This is a genomic window from Streptomyces sp. NBC_00536 (assembly GCF_036346295.1).
Lineage (GTDB): Bacteria > Actinomycetota > Actinomycetes > Streptomycetales > Streptomycetaceae > Streptomyces.
In genome coordinates this window covers 4,916,601-4,942,214 of record NZ_CP107819.1, presented here as the reverse complement: position 1 = coordinate 4,942,214, position 25,614 = coordinate 4,916,601, and the positions used below count along the sequence as shown (strand labels likewise).

Genomic DNA, 25,614 nt, shown 5'->3' with positions numbered 1-25,614 from the left:
GGGTGGCTGTTTTGTCGATTCTACCGGTGGCGCAGGCCCCCGCCTTGTCGCACCATCCGAGGCGCACGTCACCGCCCGAGCGCCCGGCGCGCCTCCCCGATCACCCGCTGCGCGTCGGCCCCGTACACGGCGGACTCCCGCAGCGTCTCCCAGACGCGGAGGTAGGTGGCAATGCTGCCGGCGTCATCGATCCACAGCTCGGCGTGCCAGTCCTCCGCGATGACGAGCCGCTCGTCGTAGATCCAGAAACCATTCGCCGGATGGATCTTCAACGCGGCCGCGAAGGGGACGATGCCCAGCTCGACGGTGTCGAGGCCGATGACGCTCAGCAGCCGGTCGAGCTGCGCCGCGAGGACCGGCGGCGGACAGACCTGGGCGTGCAACGCCCCTTCCCACATCATGATCCGGTGCCGCTTGCCGGAGTCGTACAGCGCTTCCTGGCGGCGGACCCGGGCGCGCACCGCGTCCTCGGTGTCGCGTGGCGACTGCATCAGCTCGGCGTGCCGGGTGAAGACCGCGCGGGCGTAGTCGGCCGTTTGGAGCATGCCCGCGACGACGCAGTTCTCCCAGATGCGCAAGGTGGTGGTGCGGGCGTGCTCGGCGGTGATCGCGTCCTGCACCGCGCGGTGCCCCGACGCCAGTTGGCGGCGCCATGAGCGCACGTGCGATTCGAGCCCGCCGAGACGCGCGTGCAGTTCGTCGACGGCTTCGGGCTGACCGGCCGCCTCGGCCCACGCCCGCAGGTCTTCCGTGGTCGCTGTCTGACGGCCGTTCTCCAGCTTGTACACCTTGGAGTGCACCCAGCCGAGCCGGTCCGCGAGCTGTGTTCCGGTGAGCCGACCGCCGGGCGCCGAGACCCGCAGGTCCCGGAGCCTGGCGCCGAGGGCGGCACGCGCCGCTTGGAAGTCTGTGCTCACCCGTACACGCTACTCCGGCAGGCCCGCGGCGAACTCGTCGTACCGTACGGCGAAGTGCCAGGCGGCATCGCGGACTTGGGCGTAGCGGTTGACCTCCACCGGCTCGGTGATCAGCTCGACGTCGAGCAGGTTGTCGTCGTCGTCGAAGTTGAGCAGGGCTACGAACCGGGAATCGAAGACCCAGAAGTCCTCGGCCGGCAGCCTCAGGCGCTCCGCCTCGGCGCGTGACAGGTTGCGGATGTCCTCCCCCACCGCGCAGTTCCGCTTGGCGTTGTCGAGCAGGTACAGCTGCCCGGGCGTCGCCGGGTCGTCGACGAGCCGTACGCGCTCGACGCGCTTCCCCTGGGAGGTCTGCGACCGCATGGTGCGGGACCACTCGTCGTCGTAGTCCCACTCCACGGGCTGCCCCGCGGCGAATTGCGCGTAGGTGTCGGTGGCCTCGTCGGAGGCGAAGCGGCGCCGGGTCTCCAGCCGCCACGCGGTGTGCTCGAAGTTGTCGAAGAGCCGACCGAACGCGTCCAGATCGATGATGCGCGGCACGCGGGTGACCTCCTTGGGGCCGAAGTCGACCAGCAGCTCTCGGGGGACCACGATCGGAACCTCACCCTCGCCGAGGTGCTGGAGCTGTGCGATGTCCGCGGGATCGGTGAGCGGTAATCCGTGCACGATCACCTCTCCGCTGTCCAGGTCCTCGTGGACGGCGGGACAACCGCCTCCGCCCGAACCCGTTCCGTTGCAACGCAGTCGACGCGCCATGGTCACGCCCTTTCCAGCGGAAACTGATGGCTCCAGCATTCACCGCGCTGCCGTGCCGCGAAAGCACATACCCGAGACCACTCGGGAACATGCGAGAACATGCGGCCGGTGCGCGAGAACAGCCGAGAACATGCCCTGGCGCCACCCAACAGGCCCTCCCTAGCGTCCTGTTCATGGCATCGCAGACCACCATGAGTCCGCCGGTCCACCTCTCCCTCCCCACCGAGGCCCCCAGACCCGCCCCGGGCTGTGACGTGTGCGCGGCTCTGGCCGGGCAGCGGTCGGAGGCGCATCGGCGCGGGGACCACTCGGCAGTGTCGGAGTGCAACGTGGAGATCACCGCTCACCGCGGGCGGGACCGGTGCTGAGGCCGCGCGCCGCGTTCCGGTACGTCGCGCACACCATCCGGCACGCGCCCGAGGGCGGTGTCACCTACGAGGTGTTCTGCGCGGCATACGGCTGCGGCGCCGAGTCCGGGGCGCAGGGTGAGCAGGAGGCCGCACAGGACTGGGCGCTGCGGCACGCGGGGCGGACCGGGCACGACCTGTTCCGCCGCGTGTACACCGACCACGCGCGGGTCACCCGCGCCGATGAGGCGGCGTCTCAGCATCCGAATGCGCTTGGCACGGAGCCGGACAAAGGATAACAATCCATTCCATGCTCAAGCAGCTGAACTTCCTGTTTACCTGTGACTCCTCCCCCTCCTGAAGGAGGGGGCTTCTCGCTATACCGGTTGGGCCTCGCGACGGACCAGCCCGGCCCGTAGAACGTTCAGGGCGCCCACCGTGTCCGCGTGCGCCTGGTGGCCGCACGAGACACAGTGGAACGTCTCCTGGGCGGGCCGGTTCTCCTTGGCGACGTGCCCGCATTCGGGGCAGGTCCGGGAGGTGTTGCGGGGGTCCACGGCGATCACTTCCCGTCCGGCGCTCTCAGCCTTGGCCTGCAGGATCGTCAGGAACACCCCCCATCCGGCATCCGAGATCGAACGGTTGAGCCCGGCCTTCGCGGCGGCCCCGTTGGGCAGGAAGCCGCCCGGAGCCTCGGGGTCCGGCTTCGGCGCGGGGCGCTTGCTCATGTTGCGGATCTTGAGGTCTTCGTGCGCGATGACGTCGTGGTCACGGACCAGGCCCAGGGCGGTCTTGTGCGCATGGTCGAGCCGCTGACGGCGGACCTTGCGGTACAGGTCGCCAACCTTGATGACGGCCCGCTGGTGGTTGCCGGTGCGCTTGTCGCGGCGTACGCGCGGGAACCGGGCCAGGGCCCGCTGTGCGGCTCCCAGCTTCGCGGCAGCCCTGCGGCCATGACGCGGGTTGGCGACGTGCTCGCCGTTGGAGGTGGTGAGGAAGCTGGCTATGCCCAAGTCGATGCCGACCACACTGCCCGTCGGCGCCAGCGGCTCGGGCCGTGACTGCTCAGCGGTCAGGACCACGTACCAGCGGTTGCCCTCGCGCTTGACGGACACCGTCTTGACCTTGCCGACCACCGGCCGGTGCTGATTGACCTTGACGTGTCCGACACCCTGGAAGCGGACCCGGGTGACGGGGTCATGCGGGGTGCTGTCCCAGCGGCAGCCGTCACCGTCCTTGGGGAAGTCGACCGTGTCGAACCAGCTGACGCCCCGGAAGCGGGGGTAGCCGGGCGTCTCACCCGACTTCACGCGGCGGAAGAACGCGGCGAACGCCTTGTCGAGACGGCGCAAGGTCGCCTGCTGCGAGGAGAACGACCAGCGGCCCTGACGCTCCGGATCAAATGCCCTGATCTCCTTGAGCTGCACCGACTGCTGCCCGTACCTGACGGACGTCTTCGACACATGCCGATAGGCGTCGCGGCGTTCCTCTAACGCCCCGTTGTAGAGCGAACAGTGATCGCGCAACATCTCACCCAACGCGACCCGCTGGCCCACGGTGGGCCGCATCAGGAACTTGTACGCACGAATCACCCGGCCCACCCTCCCTCGGCCCTGCGATCAACCTAACGGAGGCCACTGACAACACGGCGAACTCCAGCACTCCGCGCCTCCGGTCCAAAGATGCGTTTCCCTGCCCTGCTGAAGCCGGGGAGCCCACGCAAGATCAGGGGTGGTCGCCGGCCGCGCGTCCTGGATGACGGCCGAGACGGCCATCCGCTCCTGGATCAGCCCAATGATCCCGTGATCCAGGACGCGCGGATCGCGGCGGGCGGGCGGCGGGTGCACCTGTCACGGGAGAATGAGGTGCTCTCGCATTGGAGCAGTGCTCTCGGCAAGTCCGGGACCGCGCTCGCCATGACCCTGCTGGAGCTGTCCCGCGGCCGGGTTTGACGGGCGGGCCGCGCGCGCCTGTTCGTCACTCGTCCGGGCCGTGACCGGCTCCCGGCTCCCCGCGTTGAGGGGATTGTCCGTGCCAGCCAGGCGCGGGCCCGCAAGAACCACGCGTGGCTCCGCTGGAGCGATGGAGACGCCCGCCCCGTGGAGCGGGCGTCGTGGGACCTCGCTCCTCCGCGTGACCGGACGGCAGGGGACAGCAGCCCGGTCACCCATAAAAACGGCCGGCCCAGGGGACGCCCCGGGCCGGCCGTTCTGCGTGCCTGTGCCTACGGCGTTACGCGCGGCCCGTGCGGCGCCGGAACGCCACGTACAGCGCGCCACCGGCCGCCAGCAGCATGGCCGCGCCCAGTGCGAGCGGCGCGGCGGAGCTGCCGGTGGAGGCCAGGTTGCCGTTCGCGCTCTGACCGCCCCCGGTGGTCCCCGCGGCCGGGCTGCCCGAGGCCGAGACCGAGACGGAGACCGAGGGGGACGGGCTCGGCGAGCCCGACGGCGACGGGCTGCCGCTCGGGCCCGGGCTGGCGCCGCCGCCCTTCGCGTTCAGGACGAACTCGGCCGTGTTGTTGTCCGGCTTCGGGTCGAAGCGGTGCGCGGCGACCCCCTGCGGGTTCGGCTCGCCGACCGCGACCGACCCCTTGCCGGCAGCGCCTTCGACGGCCTGGTCCACGCGCAGCTCGAAGGCGTAGCGCTCCTGGCCGTTCTCCAGCACCGTCGCACCGCTCTCGCAGAAGTAGCGGGGCGCGCCGAGCTGCTGCTGCGCCGTGCGCTCGCCGCCGTCTGCGTTCACGGCCCGGCAGGCTTCCGGCTTCTTGGTGACGGAGGCACCGGCCGGGATGCGGATGTCCGTACGGGCCACGGCGACGGGCGCCTGGCCGATGCGGACGCGGTCGATCCAGGCCGGGCCCTGGTTGCGGAAGCCGAGTTCCGCGGTGACGCTCTGGCCGGCCTTGCCCTGGAGGGAGGCGCCGGTCGCGGCGAAGTCCGCGGTGTTGGCGGTGCGGAAGGCGAAGTCGCGCCGGTTGTCGCCCGGTTCGAGGTCGGTGGCCGCCTTGGCGGTCAGGGCGGCGGGGCGCTTCTTGACCGCCAGGGTCTTGCCGGTGCCCTTTCCGGCCGGGACGGAGAGGCCGGTGCCCGCCTCCGGGTGGCTGCCCGTCTCGTAGATGCCGTAGCCGAGCTGGTCCTCGTACGCCCGCGCGGTGGCCCTGAGGGTCAGCGGGTCGGCCAGTTCGTACGCCTCGCCGGGGCCGAAGTCGCCCTCGAAGGAGCAGACGGTGATGCCGGTCCTGCCGCCGTCGCGGGTGACGCAGTTGTCGTACTGCTCGACGAACTCCATGCCGCGGGTGGCGGTCAGTTCGAGGACCACGCCGTGGGCGGGCCGGTTGCCGGTGTTGGCGAAGGCGAGCGCGACGGGCTGCTTCTGGCCGGGCACCAGCTCGGCCTTGAGCGGGAGCTTCTCCATCACCAGGTCGGGGCCGCCGACGGTGACCTTGGTGGTGGCGGGCCGGACGGTGGCGCCCTGGGCGGTCCCGGTCACGGTGAGGTCGGCGCTCGCGCCGTCCGCGCTGCCCTTGGCGGCGCCGACCAGCAGGTCGATGCCGGGGCGGGCGCCCGCGACGGTGCCGGGGTCCTTGCAGACGAGGGTGGCGCCGGTCCGTACGCACTTGGGCTGGGCGACGGCCGGGTTCTCCCGGACGTCGGCGATCCCGGCGAGCTTGCCGAGGTCGACGGTGAAGGTGAACCCGCCCTGCGGGAGCTGGTTGCCCGCTCCGGCCTCGGGGGCGGGCAGGGCGAAGACGAGGCGGGATTCCTTCGCGACGCCCGTCGGGGTCCCCGGGTGCAGCCGGAGGGCGATCGCGGACGGACCGGTGAGCGGAAAGACGGGGTCCGCGGCGGCGGCCGGGGTGGTCAGCCCCAGAGCCACCAGGCCGGCCGCGGCCAGCAGGGAGATGCGCTTTCTCATGACCATCGAGACTGCCGAACGCTTACGGCAGTTGCCTGGTTCCCCATGTGACAGGCGTCACTCGCAACCATCCGGAGGGGTCGCGTGTCACTTGAGTACGGGGTCTGCCCTCGGAGGGGGAGAGCAGACCCCGTTGTCGTGCCCGTGTCGTGCCCGCGCGCGCTCAGCTGTTCCGGCTCTTCGGCGGGACCGGGGGGACCGCCAGGAAGGGCAGGCGCAGCGCCGCGAACGCTTCCTTGGGGACCGCCGGACGGGCGGGTTCCACGGCCCCGAGGCGCTCGTAGGCCGCGTCCTGGGCGGGACGGGGGTCGGCCTCGCCCTTGTTGGGCCAGTACGCCATGGCCCGCTCGGCCTGGGCGGTGATCGTCAGCGACGGGTTGACGCCGAGGTTCGCGGAGACGGCCGAGCCGTCCACCACCGAGATGCCGGGGTGCCCGTGGAGCCGGTGGTACGGGTCCACCACGCCCTCCTCGGGAGTGGCGCCGATGGGGCAGCCGCCCAGGAAGTGCGCGGTCAGCGGGGTGCCCATCAGCTCGCCGATGTTGCTGCCGGGGAAGCCGTTGATCTCCTCGGCCAGCAGGGTGGCGGCCTGCGTGGCCTCCGCGATCTGGACCGGGTTGGGGGCGCCGTGGCCCTGGCGGGCGGTCAGCAGGCCCTTCCCGAGGCCGCCGGGTTTGCGGTACGTCGTCAGGGAGTTGTCCAGCGACTGCATGACCAGCCCGATGATGGTCCGCTCCGACCAGCGGCGGTTGGAGAGCGAGCGCGCGAACTGCACCGGGTGCCGGGCGGTGCGGGAGAACCATGCGCGCACCCGGTGCGGGGCGTAGGGCACCTGGAGGATGGTCATGAACCCCATCGCGTTGGAGCCCTTGCCGTAGCGGACCGGCTCGATGTGGGTGTCGGCGTTGGGGTGCACCGAGGAGGTGATGGCCACGCCGCGGGTGAAGTCGGCGCGCGCGCCCGCGCCGTGGCGCTTGCGGTAGCGGCGCTCGTCGGTCTGCGCGCCGACCAGGCCCTCGGAGTTGGTGCGGGTCAGGTCGCCGAGCCGGTCGGAGAGGCGGGGCAGCTCGCCGCGGTCCTTCATGGTGTGCAGCAGGGTCTGGGTGCCGTACGTACCGGCCGCGACGACGACGTACCGGGCGCGCAGCACCGTGGCGCGGCCCTTGCGGCGGCCGTCGGTGGGGACGGTGCGCACCCGGTAGCCGCCGTCGGCGTGTTCACCGAGGGCGGTGACCATGGTCATCGGGTGGATGACGGCACCCGCGCGCTCGGCGAGGTGCAGGTAGTTCTCGTTCAGGGTGTTCTTGGCGCCGTGGCGGCAGCCGGTCATGCACTCGCCGCATTCGGTGCAGGCCTTGCGGGAGGGGCCCGCGCCGCCGAAGTAGGGGTCGGCGACCTCCTCGCCGGGCCGGACCCCTGTCTGTCCTTCGGCCTGTCCCCCGGCGTCCGCGCCGTCGCCGAAGAAGACGCCGACGGGGGCCATGTGGAAGGAGTCCGCGACGCCCATCCTGGCGGCGGCCGCCTTGAGGTGCACGTCGGAGGGGGTCATCGTCGGGTTGAGCCGGACCCCCAGCATCCGCTTGGCCTGGTCGTAGTACGGGGCCAGTTCGTCCTGCCAGTCGGTGATGGACGCCCACTGCCGGTCCTCGAAGAAGGCCGTGGGCGGCACGTACAGCGTGTTGGCGTAGTTGAGCGAGCCGCCGCCCACGCCGGCGCCCGCGAGCACCATCACGTTGCCGAGCAAGTGGATGCGCTGGATCCCGTACAGCCCGAGCGCCGGTGCCCACAGGTAGTTGCGCAGGTCCCAGCTGTTCCTGGGCAGGCTCTCGCGGGTGAAGCGGCGCCCCGCCTCCAGGACGCCGACCCGGTACCCCTTCTCCGTGAGCCGCAGCGCCGAGACCGACCCTCCGAAGCCCGAACCGATGACGATCACGTCGTAGTCGTAGTCACTGCTCTGGTGGTCGAAGTCACTGCTGTGCGGCACTGCCACGCTCCTAGCGCAGTCGGAGGGCCTTCATGACCTTGAGGCTGCGGCTCATGAACGCCGCGTACTTCTCGTCGTCCATGCCCAGCGAGGGCGCCATGGGGAGCAGCCGCTGGTGGGCGACGGTCTGGGCCTCGGTGTATTTGAGGATGCCCTCGGAGCCGTGCCGGCGGCCGAGGCCCGAGTCCTTCATGCCGCCCATGGGGGCCTGCGCGCTGCCGTAGGCGGGCGCGTAGCCCTCGTTGATGTTGACGGTGCCGGTGCGCAGCCGGGCGGCGACCGACAGGCCGCGGCGGGCGTCCTTGGTCCAGACGCTGGCGTTGAGCCCGTAGGAGGTGGCGTTCGCCTGGGCGATGGCCGTGTCCTCGTCGCTGAACCGGTAGATGGAGACGACCGGGCCGAAGGTCTCCTCGGCGCACACCGCCATCGGCGCCTCGACGCCGTCGAGGATGGTGGGCTCGTAGAAGAGCGGGCCGATGTCGGGGCGGGCGGCGCCGCCCGCGACGAGGGTCGCGCCCTTGGCGACGGCCTCGTCGACGTGCCGCTGTACGGTCTCCAGCTGGCGTTCGCCGACCAGCGAGCCCATGTCCGCGCCGTAGGCGAGGCAGTTGCCGAGCCGCATGGCCCGGGTGCGGGCGGCGAACCGCTCGACGAAGGCGTCCGCGACCGACTCGTGGACGTAGAGCCGCTCGATGGAGATGCACAGCTGGCCCGCGGAGGAGAAGCAGGCGCGGACGGCGCCCGCGGCGGCCTTCTCCACGTCGGCGTCGTGCAGGACCAGCATGGCGTTCTTGCCGCCGAGTTCGAGGGAGACCCCGACCAGGCGGGCGGCGGCGCCCTGGGCGACCTCGCGGCCGGTACGGGTGGAGCCGGTGAAGGAGACGTAGTCGGCGTGGCGGACCACCTCGGGGCCGACGACGGGGCCCTCGCCGAGCACGATCTGGAAGACCTCGGCGGGCAGTCCCGCCTCGATGAGCAGGTCGCGGGCCCACAGGGCGGTCAGCGCGGTCTCGGTGTCGGGCTTCATCACGACGGCGTTGCCGGAGACGAAGGCGGGCAGCGCGTCGCCGACGGAGAGTTCGAGGGGGTAGTTCCAGGGGGCGATCTGGCCGACGACCCCGCGCGGCTGGCGCAGCTCGACAACCTTGGTGAGGACCGGGACGGCGCCGGTGTGGCTCTTGGGGCGCAGGTAGGAGGGGGCCTGGCGGCCGTAGTGGCGGGCCGCGATGGCGACGGCCTGCACCTCCTCGTGCGCGTGCAGCCGGGCCTTGCCGGTCTCCAGCTGGATGAGGTCGAGGACCTCGGCCTGCCGGTCCAGGACCAGATCGTGGAAGCGCAGCAGCACTGCGGCGCGACGGCGTACGGGGACCGCGGCCCAGGCCGCCTGGGCGGCGCGGGCCCGGTCGAAGGCCTCGGCGACGTCCTCGGGCGTGGCCTCGGGCAGGTCCGCCAGCTTCGCCCCGGTGAAGGGGGTGTGGTTGGCGGTGCGGCCGGAGCCGAGCACCCCGCGGGTGAGCCGGGCCACCAGGTCCGGGGTCACGACGTCGGTGGCGGTCCGGGCGCCTGCCGGGGCGGGGGCCACCGGGTTGGTGGGGGCCGGGGCGGCGCGGAGGGGGGCGGGGGCCTGCGAGTCCGTCATGGCGGTGAGCGTATTGCGCCGGGAGGGCTTTGGGTACCCGTGGGTAACCGGATTTTGCATTTCCGCCAGTGATCGCTGGCAGGATCCCTCCGAATAGCGCGATCAGCCCGTACCGGCGAGCGGTCCCGCCGTCGGCTCAGCCCGTCCCGGCGGGCGGCTCCCAGCCGCTGAGCACGGTGTCGAACTGCTGCCGCAGCGTGGCCCAGCCCTCGACCGGCCCCGACATGTAGACGGCGTACTCGGTCCCGTTCGGGGCGATGTACATCTGCTCGATGGCCCGGCGCGGCCCGGCGTGCGTGCCCTTCTCGGTCCACGTGAAGTCCCACAGGGCCGCGCGCGTGCTGTCCCGGAAGGTGTTCTGGTTCAGCAGCTGCCGCTTGTAGTCCGTCCGCTGGCGCACCTGCTTCTCCAGATCGAGCAGGTGCATGTACGGGTTGTCGTAGTCCGGGGTGGTGTCGGAGGCGATCCGGATGAAGTGCTTGCCGTTGTCCGGGGTGTAGTCGATCTGGTCGCCGTTCATCTGGCGCGTCCAGCCGTTGGGCACGATCAGCGTGAAGCCGGTCGGGTCCTCCACCCGCTCCCACCCGTCCGGGACGGGGTCCTCGGCCGGGGCGCTGTGGCCCGAGCCGCCGCCCTTGCCGTCCGCGCCGTCGAGCAACTCCGTGTACCTGAGGATCCCGAAGGCTCCGGCCCCGCCCAGCAGGGCGGCCACCACGGCCACCACCGCCGCGCGCCGGATCCGGCCGCCGGTGGAGCGGCCCGCCGCGGGGTGTGCCGACGGGTGCGCGTTCGGGACCGGGTGTGCCGGGTGCGACGGGTGCGCCGGGTGCGGGGCGGGCGTGGTGGGGGGCTCCGTACGGAACTCCGCGGGCGCGGCGGCGGGCGCGGGCGCCTCGGGCTCCGGCTCGGGGGCAGGCGGGAGGGCGGCGGGCACGGGGGTGGCCCGCTCCTCCGGCGTCAGGGTGCGCGTGGGCACGTACGCGTGCGCCGACTTCGGCTCGCGCCCCTCCATCGCCTCGACCAGCATCCGCTCGGCCTCGGCCGCCGACGGCCGCTGCGCCGGGTCCTTGCGCAGCAGGGCCGTGATGACCGCGCCCAGCGCGCCCGCCTGCCGCAGGGCGGGCGGTTCGTCGTTGACCACGGCCTGCAGGCTGGAGATCGGCGAGGTGCGGCGGAAGGGCGAGCGCGCCTCCACCGCCGTGTAGAGGGTGGCGCCCAGCGACCACAGGTCGGAGGCCGGGTCCGGCGCCCCGCCCGTGACCCGCTCGGGGGCGAGGTAGTCGATGGATCCGACGAGTTCACCGGTCCGGGTGATCGAGGAGTCCCCCTCGATCGCCGCGATCCCGAAGTCCGTGAGCAGCACCCGGCCGTCCTTGGCCAGCAGGACGTTGCCCGGCTTGACGTCCCGGTGCAGCACGCCGACCGCGTGCGCGGCGCGCAGCGCGCCCAGCACGTGCAGCCCGATCCGGGCCGCCTCGCGGGGCTCGATCCGCCCGGCCGCCTTCGCCGCCTCGGCGAGGGAGGGCCCGTCGATGTACTCCATGACGATCCACGGCCGGTCGTCGTGCTCGAACACGTCGTGGACGGTGACGACCGCGGGGTGCGCGATCCGGGCCGCGGCCCGGGCCTCCTTCTTGGTCCGGGCGTGCAGGACGGCCCGGTCGGCCTCGGCGACGTACAGACCCGCCGTCAGTTCCTTGACGGCGACCGTCCTGCTGAGCAGTTCGTCGTGCGCGCGCCACACCTTGCCCATGCCGCCGCTGCCGATCGGCTCGCCGAGCCGGTACCGGCCCGCGAGTACCGCGCCCGCGCCTGTCCTGTGTTCCACTCAACCCCGCCGCTCTCTGCCTTCGGGCCAGATTACGGAGCGCGCGGGCGATGCCGGAACCGCGCGGGGCCCGTGAGACAGCACTGTGACGCAATCGCCGTACTGATGATCGGTCAGCAGGCCCTCAGGAGCCCGGCCGGTAACTCCCCGTGGCCTTCTCGAAGACCTCGGTCACCTTGTCCTGGGCGTCCTGCGGACCGATGACCATCACCACGTGGTAGCGGCCGCCGAGGGCGACGACGCGGTTGCGGACGTAGACGGAACGGCCGCCCCCGTCGGTCCAGGTGTACTGGCCCTCCGCGCTGAGCTGCTGGCCGACCTTGGTCTGCTTCACCCCGGTCGAGGTCGCCCAGGTCGAGGTGCGGAAGGGCTCCAGCTCGCGCTCCTTGTCGCGCTGGTAGCTGAGCGGGTCCGGATTGCCGTCCACGGCGTCGCGGCCCGGGGTCAGGATGAGCACGAAGTCCCCGTTGGTGTAGCGGACCTGACCCATGTCGTTGACGCCGTGGCGCTCCCAACCGCCCGGTACGAAGACCCGGAAGCCCTCGGGGTCCTGCTCGGCCGTGTACCCGGCGGGGGCGTCGGCCGCCGGTGGTGCGGACGGGCTGCCGCTCTGTGCGGCGGGCTTCGACTGGGGCGTCCCGGTGGGCGTGTTGACGCCGCCGGCCCCTCCGGGCGTGGCGGTCGCGGTGGGCCCGGGTCCTCCCTGGGCCCGGGCGCCACCCGTGTCCCCGTCCCCGGTCGTCGCCTTGGGCAGGAAGAACATGGCGTACGCGACCCCGCCCGCCAGCGCCACCAGCACGAGCAGCAGCAGGGTCCGGCCCAGCGAACGGCCGCCGCGGGGGCGGGACGTGGTGTGCTGGGTGCCGGTGCCGCGGTGACGGCCGTGCGAGAGGTCGCCCTTGCGGCGTACGACCGGCAGCCGGGCCGGGTCGGCTTCGGGCAGCGGGAAGGCGAAACCGCCGATGCCGATGCCGCCGTCCGGCTCGGGGGCCGACCGTACGAGCGAACGCAGCCAGCCGCGCAGCTCCTCGAAGTCGGGGCGCTCGGTCGGGTCCTGGCGCAGCAGCGACTCCACGATCGGCCGCAGCGGACCGCACTCCTCCGCGAAGGCGGGCGGCTCGGCGCAGACCATCTCGACGAGTTCCGCGACGCTGTCCTCGGGGTAGGGGGCGTGCCCCTGGACGGCCCGGTAGAGCAGCGCGCCGAGGGCCCACAGGTCGGTGGCGGGACCGATGGGCGCGGCCAGCTGCCAGTTGTCGTGGACGGGCCCGGCCTGTTCGGGCGCCCAGCGCTCCGTGACGGCCCCGACGACGGCCATCCGCGTCAGCCGTGCCCGCTCGGCGTCGAGCGCGGTGACGGGCCCGGCGGCCCACCCCCCGACCCCGGCCCCGGCCCCTCCCGCCCCACCCCGCGGCGCGGGCACCTCAGCCTCCTGAAACCCCTGCGGCAACACCAACCGCCCGGGCAGGGCGGGGGGGTGGGCTTGGCCTTGGCCTTGGCCTTGGCCGGGGGCAGGGGCCGCCTGGTGGGGGCCGGGGGCGGGGGCGTGCCCTTGGCCAGGGCCTTGGCCGGGGGCGGGGGCCAGGTCGTGGCCGGGCCCAAGGCTGTGCGCTCGCTCCGGGCCGGGGGGCTGGGCGTAGGCCTGGGCAGGACCGGGGCCATGGTCGGGCACGCCTTGGGTCTGGGCAGCGATCTGCCCGTGGTGCGGCGCTTGCGCCTGGCCCAGCCCGTGCGCTTGGCCGGACGTCGGCCCGAGGCCCAGCCCTTGGGCCGGGTCGGGGGCCAGGTCGTGGCCGGGCCCAAGGCTGTGCGCTCGCTCCGGGCCGGGGGGCTGGGCCCGGGGGGACCGGCCCGCGTCGGTGTGCGGGCCGTCGCCGCGCGACTGTGCGGGGAGCGGGGTCCAGCCCCGCTCCGAGTCCGCCTGGGGGTGGAACTCCGTTCCGGTGGCCCAGCCCTGGCCGTGGGACGGGTTCGCTTCCGCGCCCTGGCCGGGGACCCAGGCCTGGTCCGCGGACCCCGCGCCGGGGGTCCAGTCCTGTTCAGCCTCCGGGGCCGGGGCGGCCCCTTCGGACCCACCGGTCAGCTCCGCTGCCGCGCCAAGGGGCGCCTCCGCACCGGGGGCCCAGCCCTGTTCAGCCTCCGGGGCCGGGGACGGCCCGGAACCCGCGCCAACGCCCCAGGACCGGTCGGGGTCCGACGGCGCCGCAGGATGCCGCTCCGGGCCGGAGGCCCAGACCCCCTCCGCACCCGTGCCACGGGCCCAGGCCCGGTCGGGGGACGAGGCCGCTCCGGAACCCCCGGCCGGGAGCCCGTCCGCATCGGACCCCGCGCCGGAGTCCCGACGCTGGTCCGGGGACGGCTCGGCACCCGGCTGCGGGACCCACGCCGGGCCTCCGGGCACGGCCGGATCGGCACCCGGGTACGCGGACGGGGCCGACGCCTCGGCACCCGGGCCGGAGGCACCGGGACCGGCTCCCGCCGAAGCGGTCCCAGGGCCAAGCTCCCGGGCAGGGGCCCACCCCTGGGCCGGGGGCGGCGCCTCGGTACCCGGGCCGGAGGCACCGGGACCGTCCGCCGCCGAGGCGGTCCCGGGGTCCGGCTCCTGGGCAGGGGCCCACCCCTGGGCGGGGGGCAACGCTTCGGTACCCGGGCCGGGGACACCGGGCCCGGCTCCCGCCGAAGCGGTGCCGGGGTCCAGCTCCTGGGCAGGGGCCCACCCCTGGGCAGAGGGCAACGCCTCGGCGCCCCGGCCGGGGGCGCCGTGACCGTCTGCCGACGAGGCGGTGCCGGGCTGCGGAGTGGAGGACCACTCCCGGGCCGGGGGCGGCGGCTCGGCGTTCCGGTCGGAGGGACCGGGGGCGGCTGCCGCGGGGGGCGGGGTCGGGTCCGGGGGGCCGGTCTCGGCCGGGGGGAGGGCCGGGGGTGTGGTGCGCCGGGGGGTGGCGCCGTGCCAGGCGGCGGCACCGGGGCCGCCGTACGGGTACGAGTACCCCTGCGGCAGGTTGGACCCCGCGGGCCGGTTCTCCTCGGCCGGAGCCGCCCCGGCCCGCCGCTCCTCGGTCAGGCGGGCCGCGGCCTGCGCCCCGGCCCGGTAGGCCGCGATGGCCCCGGCGCGCGCGGCGGCCTTGGGGTCGGGGCGCCCGGCCGTCGGCTCGGGGGTGATGTGATCGGCGTACGTCGGCCCGCCCCGCGGTCCCGGCCCGGGGCCCGACAGGGGCGCCGTGTCGTACCCGGGCGCCACGAGCGGGGCGTACGGCGGCGGTTCGCCACCGGCGATGTCCCCCTCCGGCTCGGGCCCGGGCCCGGACTCCGGCTCCTCCGACGCGAACCGGCCGAGGCCGGGGCCGGGGCCGCCCGGCGACACACGGCCGCCAGCACCGGCACCCCGCTCCGGCGCGGGCTCCGACCGGCCACGGCCAGGCCCATGCCCATACCCATGCGCCTCCGGCGCGGACTCCGGGTCCTCCGACGCGAACCGGCCGAGGCCGGGCCCGCCTGGACCTCGGTCGTCGTAACCGTCGTAACCGTCGTAACCGTTGGAATCGTCGTGGGCGTCGTGGGCGTCGTAGCCAAGCTGGGCGGGGTCGGCCGACCCGGCGTAGCCGCCCGGTTCGGCCTCGGCCGGGGGTTCGGGTGCGCCGAAGGGGGCGCGGCCCCGGTCGCCGAAGCTCGGGTTGCCGAGGTCGGGGCTGCCGAACTCCGAGGTTCCGTACGGATGTTCACCCGGCACCGGCCGCCCCGCGGTGGGCGCCGGCGGCGGCCCCGGCAGAGCCACGGGTACGCCCCGCGCCCACGCCGCGTCCTGGCGCGCGCCCTCGCCGAGGCGCGGATCCCCCGGCGGGTCGGCCTCGGCCACCGGCACCGGGTCGTACCCGCACAGGGCTTCCTCCGCCGCCCCGGCCGCCAGGCCGGTCAGCACGACACGCCCGTCGTCGCAGACGAGCACCGTCCGGACGGTGATGTTCCGGTGCGTCCAGCCGTGCGCGTGCAGCACCCGCAACGCCGTCAGTACGTCCGCAGCCACCTCCGCCGCACGGTACGGGCTCAGCGGCTCGTCCGCGATCAGCGCGGCCAGCGACCTGGCCGGCACCAACTCGCTGACGATCCACAGCGAATTTCCCTCGGCGAAGACGTCGAAGACCTGGTCGAGGCGCGGATGGTCCGGCACCCTGGCCGCCGCCTGCGCCGCGGCGATCGCGCGCCGTACGGCCGGGAGTTCGGACACCGGCCGCCGCCCGGCCGCGGGCGCCCGGTGCCCGTCGAGCATCTCCGCGTCGACGATCTCCGGTAACGGCACCTGCCGGACCAGCACTTCCTGCCCGCTGCGCGTGTCGAAGGCCCGCGTCTCGACGAGTTCGTACTCGTCCGGCGCGCCCTGCGGCGGCAGCGGCAGGCGGTACCGCTCGGCCAGGATCCGGCCCGCGTACTCCTCCATGCCGCCTCCCCCGAGCGCGTTGGTGAGCGGGTGCGCGCGGGTCTGCGCGGTGTGCGCTCCCGTGGCCCCGCTGACACGATACGACGCCCGGGGCGCCCGCGTCCCGGGCCTGCGAAGGCCCGTGACGCCCCCGCGACATTCGGTGCGGGATCCGGTGCCGGATCAGCCGACCGGCTGGAAGGTGTCGAAGGCCGTGTTCCGCATCTGCGTGCACTCGGCGCCGTCCCACTGGTCCGACGCGCAGCTGATCATGATCGCGTACCCGTGCGTGGCGTCCATCTTGAAGCCGCGGTTCAGAACGCGGACCTTCATCCCGTTCTGGGTGCGCTCGAACTCCCAGTCCGCGACGGTCGGGTAGCCCCGGTAGTCGACGACCCGCAGCCCGAGCAGTTTGTAGTCCTGGCTGCTGCCCGCCACCGCGGGTGCCGACTTGGCCCAGGCGAGCCGGGCGTCGTTGCCCGGGCTGTTGGTGTAGTCGACCTGGATGCGCGGGAAGCCGCCGTCGCGGCTGTATATCCCGCCGGAGGACTCGCCCGCGGTGCCGGTCTGGTGGAAGCCCTGCGGCATCGCCATCGAGAAGTGGTACTTGTCGTTCGTCACCGTCGCATACCCGGCCGGTACGCCGCCCCCCGCGCCCTGGCCCGGGAGCTGGCCGGTGTTCTGGCCGGGGGTCTGCGCCTGGCCCTGGCCCTGCGACTGCCCCTGCGTCTGGCCCTGGGTCTGCTGTGCGGAACCGGCGTCCGGGCTGGGCGACGTACCGCCGGTGGCGCCGGTGTTGCCGTTGCCCTTGCCGTCGCCGCTCGCGCTCGGGCTCGTCTTCGCACCGGCCGACGCGGTGCTGCCGCCCGTGCCCTTGCCCGCGTTCTTGGCGCCGGGGTCGTCGTCACCGCTGAAGGCGTAGACGATGAGGGAGCCGATGACCGCGAGGACGAGGACCAGCCCGGCGATCGCCAGAGCGATCGTGCGGCGCGACATGACGTCGGTGAGCGGGGCCGGGACGAACGAGATGCGCGGGATACGGGACGGGGTGGCCGGGGCGGCCGGAGCCTCGGCCGCCGAAGCTGCCGACGCGGCGCTCGCCGCCGCCGCTGCCGCCGCCTTCTCCTCGGCCGCAGCCGCCGCGGCGGCCTTGCGCGCCGACTTCAGCGCGGCGCGGGCGCGCTCGCGCTGCTCGCGCTCGCGTTCCTTCTGCTCGGCCTTCTCCGCCTTTTCGGCGGCCCGCTCGGCGGCCTTTTCGGCCGTCTTGTCCGCGGCCGCCTGCTGGGCTTCGGCGAGGGATATCTGGCGGGTCTCCTCCACGGCCGGGATGAGCGGCGCGGGCGGTGCCTCGGGGGCGTCGAGCACGGCGTTCAGCATGGCCCGGGCCCCGGCGTCGTCGAGCCGGTGGGCCGGGTCCTTGGCGAGGAGGCCGTAGATGACCTCGGTGAGCGGACCGGCGTTCTTCGGCGGGTCGACGGGCTCGGTCATCACGGCGGTGAGCGTGGCGAGCGCGGAACCCTTGTCGTACGGGGGCGTGCCCTCCACGGACGCGTAGATCAGCCCGCCGAGCGACCACATGTCGGCGGGCGGGCCCGGCTTGTAACCGCGGGCGCGCTCGGGCGAGATGTAGGAGGGGGCGCCGACGAGCATGCCGGTGGAGGTGACGGAGGGGTCGCCCTCGACCTGGGCGATGCCGAAGTCGGTGAGGACGACACGGCCGTTCTCGGCGATGAGCACGTTGGACGGCTTCACGTCGCGGTGCAGGATGCCCTCGCCGTGCGCGGCCTTGAGTACGTCGAGCACGGCGAGGCCGACCTCGGCGGCGCGGCGCGGGGTGAGCGGGCCGCGCTCGCGGATGAACTCGGCGAGGGAGAGTCCCTCGATCAGCTCCATCACGATCCAGGGGCGGTCGTCCTCGTCGACGACGTCGTACACCGTCACGGCGCCGCCGCTGCGGATCCGGGCGATGGCCTTGGCCTCGCGCAGGGTACGGGTGATCAGGCGGCGCTTCTCGTCCTCGTCCACGCCGTGGCCGAACCGGAGTTCCTTGACGGCGACGGTGCGGCCGAGGGTGATGTCCTTGGCCCGCCACACGGTGCCCATGCCGCCCTTGCCGAGCACCCGCCCGAGCCGGTACCGCCGCGCGAGCAGCCGCCCCTCGTCCACACCGCCCGCCTGCGAAGCCGTGCCCGTGCCGGTGGCCGCACCCGCAGCCGTGCCCGTCGCCGCGGCCGTGGCCGCACCGCCACCGGCGCCCGTACCCGTGCCCGCACCGGCGGCCGTGCCCGCACCTGCACCGGTGCCGCTCTTGCGCCCGGCACGAGCAGCCGCGCCGGACTCTCCGTCCGTCACCCGCGCCGAACCCCCGTCACCCTGGCCGCCCTTCGCCCCCGGCTTCCGCAGGATCCCGGGTACGTCCAGCACCTCGCCCACACCGTCACCGGCGGGCTCCGCGTCCTCGGGCTCGGCGTCCTTGAGGAGCGCGACCTTCGGCTCCGCACCCTTGGGCTCGACGCCCTTGGGCTGTGCGTCCTGCGGCCCCGCGCCCTTGCGCTCAGCCTCCTTGACGAGCGCGACCTTGGGCTCCGCGTCCTGCGGCTCCGCGTCCGCGGGCTCCGCGCCCTGCGGCCCAGCGGCCGGCGAAGCGGCATCCGGCACGCCGGGCTTCGGGGCGGCCGCGTCGGACACGGGAGCCGCCTCGTCACCGGTTCCGGATATCGCGTCCCGCGGCTCCGCCGAACCCGCCTCGGTCCGGGCGGCCTTCGCCCCGGCCCCGCCGGTCGTCACCGCATCCGAGCCGGCGTCATCGGCCGTGGTCGCGGCCCGGCCCGCCACCCGCGCGGCGGGCACGGCCTTGACACCCTCCGCGGCCCGGTCCGACAGCGGATCACCACCCCCGGCGGCGCCCGCGCCAGCGGTACTCGCAGGGGACTCCGGCTTGCGCTTGTGCTCCGGCTTCGACATGCGTCCCCTCTGCGATCGTGCCGCCTTCTCCGGCCGGCCCGTCATCCCGCTGGGCCCGACGTAACCCGCCCCGGCCGAAACCTCATTGTTCCTCACTCCGCAACGGACGGGTGTCCCGGGTCCGCGGTTCCCCGGGCCACCGTACGCCGCGCGCGGCGCCGCGCGCACGGCCCCGCGGGCTCAGAGCGGAACGATGTCCGGCGCCCCCAACCTGGCCGCGTCCGCCGTCTGGTCGTCCGGCTGGCGCTGCGACTCCCGTTCGGCCTGGACCCGCTTCTCGTAGTGCTCCACTTCCTTCTCGATCTGCTCCTCGTCCCAGCCCAGCACCGGCGCCATCAGCTCCGCGCACTCCCGCGCCGAGCGCGTGCCCCGGTCGAAGGTCTCGATCGAGATCCGGGTCCGCCGCGTGAGGACGTCGTCCAGGTGCCGCGCCCCCTCGTGCGAGGCGGCGTACACGATCTCGGCCCGCAGGTAGTCGTCCGCCCCCGACACCGGTTCCGCCAGGCCCGGATCGGCCGTGATCAGGTCCAGCAGTTCCTCCGTCAGCGAGCCGTAGCGGTTCAACAGGTGCTCCACGCGCACCACGTGAAGGCCCGTCCGGGCGGCGATCCGGGCCCGCCCGTTCCACAGCGCCCGGTATCCCTCCGCCCCCACCAGCGGCACGTCCTCCGTCACGCACTCGGCGACCCGCTGGTCCAGCCCGTGCACCGCTTCGTCGACCGCGTCCTTGGCCATCACGCGGTACGTCGTGTACTTGCCGCCCGCCACCACGACCAGCCCCGGCACCGGGTGCGCCACCGTGTGCTCGCGCGAGAGCTTGCTCGTCGCGTCCGACTCCCCGGCGAGCAGCGGCCGCAGCCCGGCGTACACGCCCTGCACGTCGTCCCGGGTGAGCGGCACCGCCAGCACCGAGTTCACGTGTTCCAGCAGGTAGTCGATGTCGGCGCTGGAGGCCGCCGGGTGCGCCTTGTCGAGGTCCCAGTCGGTGTCCGTCGTCCCGACGATCCAGTGCCGTCCCCACGGGATGACGAACAGGACGGACTTCTCGGTGCGCAGGATCAGCCCGGTCGCCGAGTGGATCCGGTCCTTCGGCACCACGAGGTGGATGCCCTTGGAGGCCCGGACGTGGAACTGGCCGCGCTCGCCGATCAGCGCCTGCGTGTCGTCCGTCCACACCCCGGTCGCGTTCACGATCTGCTTCGCGCGGATCTCGTACTCGCCGCCGCCCTCGACGTCCTGGACGCGCGCGCCGACCACCCGTTCGCCCTCGCGCAGGAAGCCGATGACCCGGGCCCGGTTGGCGCAGTGCGCCCCGTACGCCGCGGCCGTGCGCACCAGGGTGGCGACATAGCGCGCGTCGTCCATCTGGGCGTCGTAGTACTGGAGGGCTCCGACGAGGGCGTCCTTGCGCAGCGCGGGCGCGATCCGCAGGGCCCGCTTGCGGGAGAGGTGGCGGTGCATCGGCAGGCCGCGGCCGTGCCCGCTGGACACCGACATCGCGTCGTACAGGGCGACGCCGGAGCCCGCGTAGAGCCGCTCCCAGCCCTTGTGCTGGAGCGGGTAGAGGAAGGGGACGGGCTTGACCAGGTGCGGAGCGAGCCGCCCCAGCAGCAGGCCGCGTTCCTTGAGGGCTTCGCGGACGAGCGCGAAGTCGAGCATCTCCAGGTACCTGAGCCCGCCGTGGATCAGTTTGCTGGAGCGGCTGGAGGTTCCCGAGGCCCAGTCACGGGCCTCCACCAGGCCGGTGGAGAGACCTCGGGTCACGGCGTCGAGCGCGGTCCCGGCCCCCACCACGCCCGCGCCGACCACGAGCACGTCGAGTTCTCGCTCGGCCATCCGGGCGAGCGCCTCGGCGCGCTGCGCGGGTCCCAGTGTCGCTGTCCTCACGGCTGCCTCCCGTTGATGCGGGTGATCCCGCTCATATCCCCCTTGGTCATGATTCTGACCGGGCACTCCCACATCGGCCACCGCCTGTGGACAACACAGCGGTGGCCACCACCCCACAATGCCGCAGATCGGTCATATATACGCCTAGTCTGACATAGCGCCAGCTCCCGCTGTCCACAGGACTTGCGCGTTCAGCCCCCTCATGTCAGGGGAGGAAGGACGGCAACCCCCATGCCCGCTGACCTCGCCGTCATCGGACTCGGCCACCTCGGCCTCCCGCTCGCCCAGGCCGCCGTGTCCGCCGGTATCGAGACCGTCGGATACGACAGCGGACCCACCACCGACTCCACCCTCACGGCCGCCGAGATCCGCCGGATGTCGGCGGCGGGCTTCCGCGTCACCACCAACCCCGCCGAACTCGGCCGGGTCCGCACCGCCGTGATCTGCGCGCCCACCCGGCTCGGCGCCGACCGCGCGCTCGACCTGTCCGCCGTCGGCGAGGCGGGCCGCGCCCTGGCCGCCCGGCTGCGCCCGCACACCACCGTCATCCTCGAATCCGCCGCCCACCCGGGCGTCACCGAGGAATACTTGCGCCCCGTCCTCGAAGCGGGCTCGGGTCTGCGCGCGGGCCGCGACTTCCACCTCGCCTACTCCCCCAGCCGCCACGACCCCGGCAACCGCACGCACGGCATCGCCAACACCCCCAAGGTGATCGGCGGCCTGACCCCGGCCTGCACCGAGTCCGCCGCGGCCTTCTACGCACGCCTCACCGAGAAGGTGGTCCGGGCCCGCGGCCTGCGCGAGGCCGAGACCGTACAGCTCCTGGAGACCAACTACCGGCACGTCAACATCGCCCTCATGAACGAGATGGCGGTGCTCTGCCACGACCTCGGCGTGGACCTGTGGGACGTGATCCGCTGCGCGGAGACCAAGCCGTACGGGTACCAGGCCTTCCGGCCCGGCCCCGGCGTCGGCGGCCACGGCATCCCCCTGGACCCCAACTACCTCCCGCACACCACCCGCACCCCCGGCCACCCGCTGCGCATGGTCGGCCTGGCGCAGGAGATCAACGACCGGATGCCGCAGTACGTCATCCAGCGCAGCGCCACCCTGCTCAACGAACACGGCAAGTCCGCGCGCGGGGCCCGCGTCCTCCTCCTGGGCGTCACCTACAAACCGGACCTGGCCGACCAGGAGGGCTCCCCGGCCCGCGAGATCGCCAGCAGGCTCCTCGACCTCGGGGCGCTGATCAGCTACCACGACCCGTACATCGCGGGATGGCGGGTGCGGGAGCAGCCCGTACCGCGTGCCGAATCGTTGTACGAGGCCGCGGCGAACGCCGATCTGACGATCCTGCTCCAGCACCACCGCACCTATGACCTGCAAGGACTCGCGGTGAAGGCCCAGTTGCTGCTGGACACGCGGGGCGCGAGTCCGGTCGGGGCCGCGCACCGGCTCTGAACGCGCGCCGAAATCCCCCCTACCGCTGTCACGGGCACCTGTTAGCCTGCGGCGTTCTTATTTCGCACTTACGTCCCCACGGTCACCCCTGGGGCACCCGTGCGCCCGTATCCCTGGGGGGGATTTCTCCATGAGCCAGCAGTTCCAGCCGCCCGCGCCCGACTCCGTCACCCCGGCCCCCGGCTACCCGGCCGCGCCGGCGCCGAAGGGCAACGTGGTCCTCGGCATCGTCGCCGCCGTGGTCGCGGCCGTGGCCGCCGCGGCGGCGTACGGCGCCATCATCGGCGCCACCGAGCACGAGATCGGCTACGCCGCGGTGGGCGTCGGCATCCTCATCGGCTTCGCGGCGGGCAAGCTCGGCGGGCGCAACCCGCTCCTCCCGGTCGTGGCCGCCGTTCTGTCGCTCGGCTCGGTCTACGCGGGCGGGCTCGTCGGCGAGGCCGTCATGGGCTCGAAGCAGCTGCCGATCAGCACGATGGAGCTGCTCACCCAGCACCTCGACATCGTGATGAAGGCGTGGAAGGCCGACGCGGACGCGATCTCGCTCGTGTTCTTCGCGATCGGCGCGCTCGCCGCCTTCCAGACGGCCCGCAAGACCGCCGCCTGACCCCGCACCACCTCACGAATACGGCTCTGAGCAGGCACAACCGGATCACGGAGTGACGTAACCACTGTTGTGGTCACATGCCCCGGTCATATGATCCGCGCGTGTCTGCTCATCCGCCGCTCGGTCGGCCCCTCTTCGAACCCGTCGACCGCAACCCGGCCCTCGCCGCCCTCCGTGCCGCCGTACAGCGCCACGACTGGGCCGCCGTCGCCGCCGTCTTCGACGCCCCGCAGTACGAAGAGGACCGGGTCGTCGCCTCCCGGGTGGTCGCCGACACCCTCGGCGCCGAGGGCTTCCTGCTCCAGGTCGTCGAACAGCGGCCGCGCGACCCGCTGGCCCGGATCCTGCTCGCCGACCGGTACGTCCAGATCGGCTGGGACATCCGCAGCGGGGCCCGCGCCGAGCACGTGTCGAAGGACCAGTTCCAGGAGTTCCACGCCTACCTGCGGCGCGCCGAGATGCTCCTCATCGACGTGTGCGCCGAATACCCCGCCCTCGGCCTCGCCTGGTTCCACCGGGTGATCACCGCGCGCGGGCTGGAGCTGGGCCAGAGCGAGGCCCGCCGCCGCTACGACCGGCTCTCCGAGCACCACCCGCACCACTACCCCGCGCAGATGCAGCTGCTCCAGAAGCTCTGCCCGAAGTGGGGCGGCAGCTGGGAGGCCGCGCACGGCTTCGCCTGGGACTCCACGGTGCAGGCGCCCGAAGGCAGCCCCAACGGCGCCCTGGTCGCGCTCGCGCAGATGGAGCAGTGGCTGGAGCTGAAGGGCGGCGCGGCGAGCGAGGCGTACCTGCGCGATCCCGCCCAGCACGCCCGGCTGCGCGACGCGGCCGCCCGGTCCGTCCTGCACCCGCACTTCCGCGCCCAGGGGTCCCAGGCCATCGGCGCCCACAGCGCCTTCGCGGCCGTCCACTCGGTGGCGGGCCGCCACGCCGAGGCCGCCCCGCACTTCCGCGCCCTCGGCGACCACGCCAGTGAGTTCCCCTGGAGCTACGTCAAGGGCGGCCACGAGGCCGCGTTCGTCCGTCACCGCAAGACCGCCCTGGCCCAGGGCTAGGGGGTCCTCCATGTACACGAACACCAACGACGGCCACCCCGAGATCGTGGACGGCATCCGCCACACCACGGTCGGCGGCATCCGCACGGTCCTCGCCCCGCGCTCCGGCCCCGTCACCGCCGGGCTGCTCTTCCGGGTCGGCCGAGCCGACGAGACCCTCGCGACCAGCGGGATCACCCACCTCGTCGAGCACCTCGCGCTGCACCGGCACGGCCTGGGCGACCTGCACTACAACGGCGCCACCGCCGCCGTGTACACCCACTTCCACGTCTCCGGCACCCCGGCCGACGTGGTCGAGTACCTCAACGGGGTCTGCGCCGCGCTGCGCGACCTGCCGATGGACCGGCTGGAGACCGAGAAGGAGATCCTGCGCACCGAGGCCGCCGGGCGCTCCCGCGGCCCCGGTCACAACATGCCGCTGTGGCGCCACGGCGCCCGCGGCCACGGGCTGGTCAGCTACGCCGAGGCGGGCCTGCCCCGGCTCACGGCGCACGCGGTCCGCGAATGGGCCCGGACCCGTTTCACCACCGAGAACGCGGTCCTGTGGATCACCAGCGACACCGTCCCCGAGGGCCTGGACCTGACCCTCCCGGCCGGCCCGTGGCAGCGGCTGCCGGAGATCACCTCCGCGCTGCCCGCCACCCCCGCATTCTTCCACGGCGAGGAGGGCGGGGCCGTCCTGTCCGCGGTCGTCCCGCGCTCCACCGAGGCCTCCCTCTTCGCGGAGGTGCTGGGCAAGGAGCTGTTCCGCGAACTGCGCCAGAAGGGCGGCTACTCCTACACCGCCGCCGCGGACTACCAGCCGCGCGACACCGACAGCGCGGAGATCGTGGCGTACGCCGACGCCCTCCCCCAGAAGCGGGACGCGATGGTCGGCGCCTTCCTCGACGTGCTCGCGAAGCTGCGGGCGGGCCGGATCGAACAGGCCGACCTGGACGCCGTACGGACGTCCGCGCTCGCCCAGTTCGACGTCCCCGAGCTGGCCGCGCAGCTGCTCCCCGGGTACGCCATGAACCTGCTCCTGAACCACCGCAACCTCACCCGCGACCAGGCCAGGGCCGAGATCGAGGCCGTCACCGTCGAGAGCCTGCACCGGGTCGCGCGCGAGGTGTGGGCGGGCACCCTGATGCAGGTGCCGGGCGGCCGGGGCGTGGACTGGGCCGGTCTCACCGAGGCCCCGCAGCAGTCCGCCGAGGTGATCACGGGCCGCCGGTACGCCGCCGTGGGCGACCCGAAGACGACACTGATCGTCGGCACCGAGGGCGTCAGCCTGGTCGCGCCCGGCAACCAGGTCACCGTCCGCTACGCCGAGTGCGCCCTGATGAACGCCTCCCCGGACGGCGCCCGCCACCTCGTCGGCAACGACGGCTTCACCCTCACCATCGAGCCCACGCTGTACGGGATCACCGCGGCGCACCTGGCCCCGCTGGACGCGGGGGTCCCCCCGGCGGCGGTCGTGACCCTGCCGCCGCGCGACCCGTCCCGGATCCCGCGGCCGGGCGCCCCGGCCGGTCCCGCCGCCACCGGCGCGGGCTCCCGCCCCGCCGCCCCCGGTGCCCGGCTCACCTGGGTGACGGTCATGCTGTGGATCCTCGGCGTCCCCGCCGTGGCGGGGGGCCTCTTCGCGACGCTCGGCACCTACCTCATGTTCACCGACCCCGAGCTGGGCGTGGAGAGCGGCTCGGACTGGCTCGGCGTGATCATGTTCTGGGTGCTGGCCGGGATCTTCATCGTGCCGTGGGGCCTGCTGCTGCGCCGCCGCGCCAAGGGCCGCGGCTAGGGCGTGTTGTAAAAGCAGCCCCGCGCGAACGCCGGAGGGCCGGTACCCCGAGTGGGG

At 73.7% G+C, this 25,614-nt stretch carries 17 protein-coding genes; 7 read left to right on the top strand and 10 right to left on the bottom strand.

Going from position 1 to position 25,614, the window contains the following annotated elements:
- Positions 1 to 68 precede the first annotated feature (68 nt).
- The gene (locus OHS33_RS21920; RefSeq protein ID WP_330332093.1) at positions 69 to 917 is read right to left on the bottom strand and encodes a helix-turn-helix domain-containing protein; all 849 of its coding nucleotides are present in this window, start codon (positions 915 to 917) and stop codon (positions 69 to 71) included.
- 9 nt (positions 918 to 926) lie between these two features.
- Positions 927 to 1,673 carry a DUF6879 family protein gene (locus tag OHS33_RS21915; protein WP_330332092.1) on the bottom strand — a complete coding sequence of 249 codons (747 nt, stop codon included), beginning with the start codon at positions 1,671 to 1,673 and terminating at the stop codon, positions 927 to 929.
- A gap of 173 nt (positions 1,674 to 1,846) precedes the next feature.
- On the opposite strand from OHS33_RS21915, the gene OHS33_RS21910 reads away from it, so the two are divergent.
- Positions 1,847 to 2,041 (top strand): hypothetical protein, encoded by a 195-nt coding sequence (locus OHS33_RS21910; RefSeq protein WP_330332091.1) that lies wholly within the window; start codon positions 1,847 to 1,849, stop codon positions 2,039 to 2,041.
- The gene (locus OHS33_RS21905; protein ID WP_330332090.1) at positions 2,035 to 2,319 is read left to right on the top strand and encodes a DUF7848 domain-containing protein; all 285 of its coding nucleotides are present in this window, start codon (positions 2,035 to 2,037) and stop codon (positions 2,317 to 2,319) included. The genes OHS33_RS21910 and OHS33_RS21905 overlap by 7 nt, the downstream gene beginning before the upstream one ends.
- A gap of 78 nt (positions 2,320 to 2,397) precedes the next feature.
- Here OHS33_RS21905 and OHS33_RS21900 read toward each other — a convergent pair whose 3' ends face one another.
- Positions 2,398 to 3,612, bottom strand: a complete 1,215-nt coding sequence (locus OHS33_RS21900; protein WP_330332089.1) for an RNA-guided endonuclease InsQ/TnpB family protein — start codon at positions 3,610 to 3,612, stop codon at positions 2,398 to 2,400.
- Between the two features lie 90 nt (positions 3,613 to 3,702).
- Between OHS33_RS21900 and OHS33_RS21895 the strand changes: the two genes are divergently transcribed.
- Positions 3,703 to 3,972: a chorismate mutase gene (locus tag OHS33_RS21895; RefSeq protein WP_330332088.1), complete on the top strand. Its 270-nt coding sequence runs from the start codon at positions 3,703 to 3,705 to the stop codon at positions 3,970 to 3,972.
- A gap of 280 nt (positions 3,973 to 4,252) precedes the next feature.
- Here OHS33_RS21895 and OHS33_RS21890 read toward each other — a convergent pair whose 3' ends face one another.
- The 7 genes from OHS33_RS21890 to OHS33_RS21860 all read right to left on the bottom strand — a co-directional run bounded on the left by OHS33_RS21890 (position 4,253) and on the right by OHS33_RS21860 (position 20,651).
- Positions 4,253 to 5,935, bottom strand: a complete 1,683-nt coding sequence (locus OHS33_RS21890) for an LPXTG cell wall anchor domain-containing protein (protein WP_330332087.1) — start codon at positions 5,933 to 5,935, stop codon at positions 4,253 to 4,255.
- Between the two features lie 163 nt (positions 5,936 to 6,098).
- Positions 6,099 to 7,925 (bottom strand): GMC oxidoreductase, encoded by a 1,827-nt coding sequence (locus tag OHS33_RS21885; protein WP_443065332.1) that lies wholly within the window; start codon positions 7,923 to 7,925, stop codon positions 6,099 to 6,101.
- Between the two features lie 4 nt (positions 7,926 to 7,929).
- On the bottom strand, positions 7,930 to 9,558 hold the full coding sequence (locus OHS33_RS21880; RefSeq protein WP_330332085.1) for a succinic semialdehyde dehydrogenase: 1,629 nt from the start codon (positions 9,556 to 9,558) through the stop codon (positions 7,930 to 7,932).
- A 136-nt stretch (positions 9,559 to 9,694) separates the two neighbouring features.
- A complete protein-coding gene (locus OHS33_RS21875; protein ID WP_330332084.1) occupies positions 9,695 to 11,386 on the bottom strand; it encodes a serine/threonine-protein kinase in 1,692 nt (563 codons plus the stop codon).
- Between the two features lie 124 nt (positions 11,387 to 11,510).
- The gene (locus OHS33_RS21870) at positions 11,511 to 15,821 is read right to left on the bottom strand and encodes a protein kinase (RefSeq protein ID WP_330332083.1); all 4,311 of its coding nucleotides are present in this window, start codon (positions 15,819 to 15,821) and stop codon (positions 11,511 to 11,513) included.
- 162 nt (positions 15,822 to 15,983) lie between these two features.
- A complete protein-coding gene (locus OHS33_RS21865; protein ID WP_330332082.1) occupies positions 15,984 to 18,764 on the bottom strand; it encodes a serine/threonine protein kinase in 2,781 nt (926 codons plus the stop codon).
- Between the two features lie 180 nt (positions 18,765 to 18,944).
- Entirely contained in the window at positions 18,945 to 20,651 is a 1,707-nt protein-coding gene (locus tag OHS33_RS21860) for a glycerol-3-phosphate dehydrogenase/oxidase (RefSeq protein ID WP_330332081.1), read from the bottom strand.
- A 231-nt stretch (positions 20,652 to 20,882) separates the two neighbouring features.
- Between OHS33_RS21860 and OHS33_RS21855 the strand changes: the two genes are divergently transcribed.
- The 4 genes from OHS33_RS21855 (at position 20,883) to OHS33_RS21840 (ending at position 25,557) form a co-directional block, all read left to right on the top strand.
- On the top strand, positions 20,883 to 22,112 hold the full coding sequence (locus OHS33_RS21855) for a nucleotide sugar dehydrogenase (protein ID WP_330332080.1): 1,230 nt from the start codon (positions 20,883 to 20,885) through the stop codon (positions 22,110 to 22,112).
- A 130-nt stretch (positions 22,113 to 22,242) separates the two neighbouring features.
- The gene (locus tag OHS33_RS21850; protein WP_330332079.1) at positions 22,243 to 22,719 is read left to right on the top strand and encodes a hypothetical protein; all 477 of its coding nucleotides are present in this window, start codon (positions 22,243 to 22,245) and stop codon (positions 22,717 to 22,719) included.
- Positions 22,720 to 22,820: 101 nt separating this feature from the next.
- Positions 22,821 to 23,777: a hypothetical protein gene (locus tag OHS33_RS21845; protein ID WP_330332078.1), complete on the top strand. Its 957-nt coding sequence runs from the start codon at positions 22,821 to 22,823 to the stop codon at positions 23,775 to 23,777.
- Positions 23,778 to 23,787: 10 nt separating this feature from the next.
- Entirely contained in the window at positions 23,788 to 25,557 is a 1,770-nt protein-coding gene (locus OHS33_RS21840) for an insulinase family protein (protein ID WP_330332077.1), read from the top strand.
- Positions 25,558 to 25,614: the final 57 nt, after the last annotated feature.

Bases quoted from the DNA above. Each gene is read 5' to 3' on its own strand.
- OHS33_RS21870 (WP_330332083.1), bottom strand. From the start codon at position 15,821: ATGGAGGAGTACGCGGGCCGGATCCTGGCCGAGCGGTACCGCCTGCCG.
- OHS33_RS21880 (WP_330332085.1), bottom strand. From the start codon at position 9,558: ATGACGGACTCGCAGGCCCCCGCCCCCCTCCGCGCCGCCCCGGCCCCC.
- OHS33_RS21855 (WP_330332080.1), top strand. From the start codon at position 20,883: ATGCCCGCTGACCTCGCCGTCATCGGACTCGGCCACCTCGGCCTCCCG.
- OHS33_RS21865 (WP_330332082.1), bottom strand. From the start codon at position 18,764: ATGTCGAAGCCGGAGCACAAGCGCAAGCCGGAGTCCCCTGCGAGTACC.
- OHS33_RS21850 (WP_330332079.1), top strand. From the start codon at position 22,243: ATGAGCCAGCAGTTCCAGCCGCCCGCGCCCGACTCCGTCACCCCGGCC.
- OHS33_RS21840 (WP_330332077.1), top strand. From the start codon at position 23,788: ATGTACACGAACACCAACGACGGCCACCCCGAGATCGTGGACGGCATC.
- OHS33_RS21915 (WP_330332092.1), bottom strand. From the start codon at position 1,673: ATGGCGCGTCGACTGCGTTGCAACGGAACGGGTTCGGGCGGAGGCGGT.
- OHS33_RS21890 (WP_330332087.1), bottom strand. From the start codon at position 5,935: ATGAGAAAGCGCATCTCCCTGCTGGCCGCGGCCGGCCTGGTGGCTCTG.
- OHS33_RS21910 (WP_330332091.1), top strand. From the start codon at position 1,847: ATGGCATCGCAGACCACCATGAGTCCGCCGGTCCACCTCTCCCTCCCC.
- OHS33_RS21895 (WP_330332088.1), top strand. From the start codon at position 3,703: ATGCGTTTCCCTGCCCTGCTGAAGCCGGGGAGCCCACGCAAGATCAGG.